2 protein-coding genes are annotated in these 3610 nt (G+C 43.9%); both read right to left on the bottom strand.

Annotation, left to right across the window (positions count from 1 at the left end; genetic code table 11):
* The coding region (locus tag JCM10914_RS28005; protein WP_036720594.1) for a condensation domain-containing protein at positions 1-1470 on the bottom strand (1470 nt) is incomplete at its 3' end.
* 76 nt (positions 1471-1546) lie between these two features.
* Positions 1547-3610: condensation domain-containing protein (locus tag JCM10914_RS28000; protein WP_036720591.1), on the bottom strand; the 2064-nt coding region annotated here is incomplete at its 5' end.

The following is a 3610-nucleotide window of genomic DNA, read 5'->3' as shown; positions in this document are numbered from 1 at the left end:
TGTCACGTCCTCGAACACAACTGCTGCTGCGTCCGGCGTTCTCGCTGCCTGTTCCTCGAACAGCTCATGCACAGAATGCTCCCGTGGATACGCGGTCCCCGTATGGTTCCATTGTTCGGTTACAAGTTCGTTCTCTTCCTCTGTCAATATGCTCAGGGTGCCGAGCGGTTCGTGAATTTGTAATGTTATAGCCAAGAGCAATTGATTTAGATACGCGATAATTCTATCCACTGAGCTTTCGTCAATCAGATTCCCATCGTAAAGTATCTTAAGTCCGATTTGCTTCCCCGGCATAGCTACTAAAGATAGGGGGTAATTGGTTTGCTCAATACCCTGCACTTCTTTAATTTCGATCCCTGTATTGGAGTCCAATGTATCACTAGTGCTGGTCGGATAGTTCTCAAATACGTAGATAGTTTCGAACATCCGAGTTCCTCGCGGTATTTCACTCCATCCCTGAATATCCACCAAAGAACAGTACTCATATTGCCGCAGCTCTAGATTCCTCATCTGAATTTCCTGCAGCCAATTATATATGGAGAGTTTTGTATCTATATGGATACGAAAAGGCAGGGTATTTATAAACATACCTACCATATATTCAACTTTAGCAATTTCCGTTGGCCTGCCAGAACCAGTCACACCGAACACGATATCCGTTTCTCCGCTGAAACGACTAAGCATAAAAGCCCATGCTCCCTGAATGACTGTATTTAATGTCAGTTGGTGCTGCTTCGTAAATTGATTTAGCTTCTGTGTTAAGCTACCAGATAAATGAATTTCTTTTTCAGTGAAGCGCCCCGGTCGGTTAAAATCGTTACTTTTAAATCGTTCTAACGGAAGTGGTGTCGAAACTTTGAACTCTCGAAGCTCATTCCTCCAAAATTCTTCCGCCTTCCATTTATCCTGCCGATTTATCCACACAATATAGTCTCGATAAGGTCTTACCTGAGGAAGATGAATAGGCAAATTGCAGACAAGCGCTTCATAACATTCGAAATATTCCTTAAGGATGATCGAAATACTCCAACCATCCACCAAAAGATGATGACAGGACCAGACCATCTGATAACTTTGATCGTGTAAATGAAAAAGGGTTACTCTTAACAGTGGTGCTTGAGTAATATCGAATCCTCTCTTTCGATCATTCTCCAAAAATTCAAGTAACAATTGTTCCTGCTTAGAGGTTTCGAGATGTGTCCAATCCACATTTTCTAGCGGTACCTCAACATGCTTACGAACTACTTGAATATATTCTTCCACGTCTTCGATCAGGAATTCCGAACGTAAAACCGAATGTCTTGCGATAATTTTAGCCCAAGCAACCTGCATGTTAAGAACATCCAGAGGGCCTGCTAACTTACAGGAAAATTGAACGATATATCCTCCGGAATCCGGATCGAGAAGTGTATGATAGATGAAACCTTTTTGTAAAGGAGATGCTGGAAAAAACGTTTCGATATTTTTCATTCCGTTGATTTACCTCCTTATAGTATTGAAGGTTCATGCAGATCGAAAGGCAGCATGAACCTTCCTTTCAGAAACTCTATTGCCTCTTTTTTAATTGTTTCATGACTTTGTCTAATGCACCTTGGTTCCAACCGAAATCCTCAAAATCGGAAGTCACGTAACCTTCTGCATCTGGATTGTTTCGGTGAGTGATTAAATTGCCTAGGGATTCTAAATAGAGATCGGCGAGCTGTTTTATTGTTTGTTCCTCAAATACTTCTCTTGAATAAAACCATTTTATTATTAATTTTCCGGACGAGATGTTAATCACCAGGTCAATCAAATGCTGCCGCTCGGAGGACGGATCCATATTGAAGCCGACTACACCAGGGACCTGAGCAAAAAGTGATTCATCCGAGTAACCAAGATCGATTTGTCCTAAATAATTGAAACTCAATTGCGGCATCTGCATGCCACGAAGGACGATAACAGCTGGGTCTTCCTTTGCTAAATATTTGAGAATTCCAAAATCCATACCCTTATTGGGTATATTCCTTAATTGTTCTTTAATGTTTTTGATCCTTCCGTTAAGTGTTGATTCATTCTTCAGATCTAAAAAAACAGGGTACAAAGAGGTAAACCATCCAATCGTTCGAGTAATATCTACTTTATCTCTAAAAGTCTCTCTTCCGTGACGTTCCAAACTCACTGCAAGTTTTTCATTACCACTCCAGTTGTAATACGCTTCAACTAATGCCGTTATTAATATTTCATCAATATGTGTTTGAAACACAGACGACACTTCCGACAACAACGCCGACGTGTCTTCTTCCGAGAACTCGTTCTGTACGATTGCAATACTCCCTTCCATATTCCTCCCGCTTGGATTATCAACCGGAAAACCATTGATCTCTGTCAACACTTGAGCAGACCAGTAAGCCTTTTCCTGCTTCATTTCTTCCTTTAAGGCAAACTCATTAATCATTTGAGCCCAATCCAGAAATGAAGTTGTTTTAGCAGGTAGTCTCAGTTCTTCTCCTGAATTATCCTGAAGGATAAGCGTATGCAGATCCTCAAATAAAATCCGCCATGAAACACCGTCAATAACCAAATGATGAGCCACAATAAACATCCTCGGTTCAGCAGAAGAACCCAAGTCGAAATACGCTACTTTAATCAACGGACCTTCCTTAATATCGAAACTTTCTTGAATGGCGGCAGCTGTCTTACTAATCGCCAATTGTATTTCGTCGTATGAAAGCATAGAATAGTCAAACCATTCCAAGGGAATTGTATCTCCAACATCCTCATTAACTTGCCGCCATAAACCCTTCATCTCAGAAAAGCGCATGCGTAAAACGTCGTGATGTTCTACAAGATGTGCAAGCATTCTCTTCAAGCTTTCTACGTCTAGCCTATCGCGCATTTGAATCATCATTGACTGGTTCCAGTGATTACGATTAACGATTGGTTGCTCAAAAAACCAATGTTGGATCGGCGTCAGTGGTGCTTCTCCCCTCACGAGTCCCTGCTCAGCCTCTACCACCATTTGCGTGCCCGCCACCTCGGCTAGCTCCGCAATCGTCTGATTGGCGAACATTTGGCGCGGCGCTAGCTTCAGCCCGGCCTGTTTCGCCCGCGAGACGATCTGCATGCTCATGATCGAATCGCCGCCCAGTTCGAAGAAATTGTCATGGATACCGACTTGTTCCGTCCGCAACACTTGGCGCCAAATCTCCGCCAGCTTTTGCTCTACTTCCGTCCGAGGGACTGCGTACTCTCCCCCTCCAACTACCTCTGGCACTGGTAGCGACTTGCGGTCCAGCTTCCCATTAGGCGTCAGCGGTAGCGATTCCAGCGTCATAAAGTACGATGGCACCATATAGTCCGGAAGCATTGCCTTCAGGTATTTGCGTAGTTCACTTAGTTCCACGTCATCACTTGTGACAACATACGCCACGATAGTCTTGTCTGACGCCATATCCTCGCGGACGATAACAACCGACTCCCCCACAAGCGGATGACGAAGCAGCGCAACCTCAATCTCCCCAAGCTCGATTCGATAGCCCCGAACTTTGACCTGCTCGTCCGCACGGCCTAAGTATTCCAAGTTCCCATCTTGCTGCCAACGCACCAAGTCTCCGGTCCGGTAAAGGCGCTC

Source organism: Paenibacillus sp. JCM 10914 (genome assembly GCF_001315105.1).
GTDB lineage: Bacteria > Bacillota > Bacilli > Paenibacillales > Paenibacillaceae > Paenibacillus_AQ.
The sequence above is the reverse complement of the archived record's forward strand: the minus strand, read 5'-3'. Positions and strand labels throughout refer to the sequence as shown.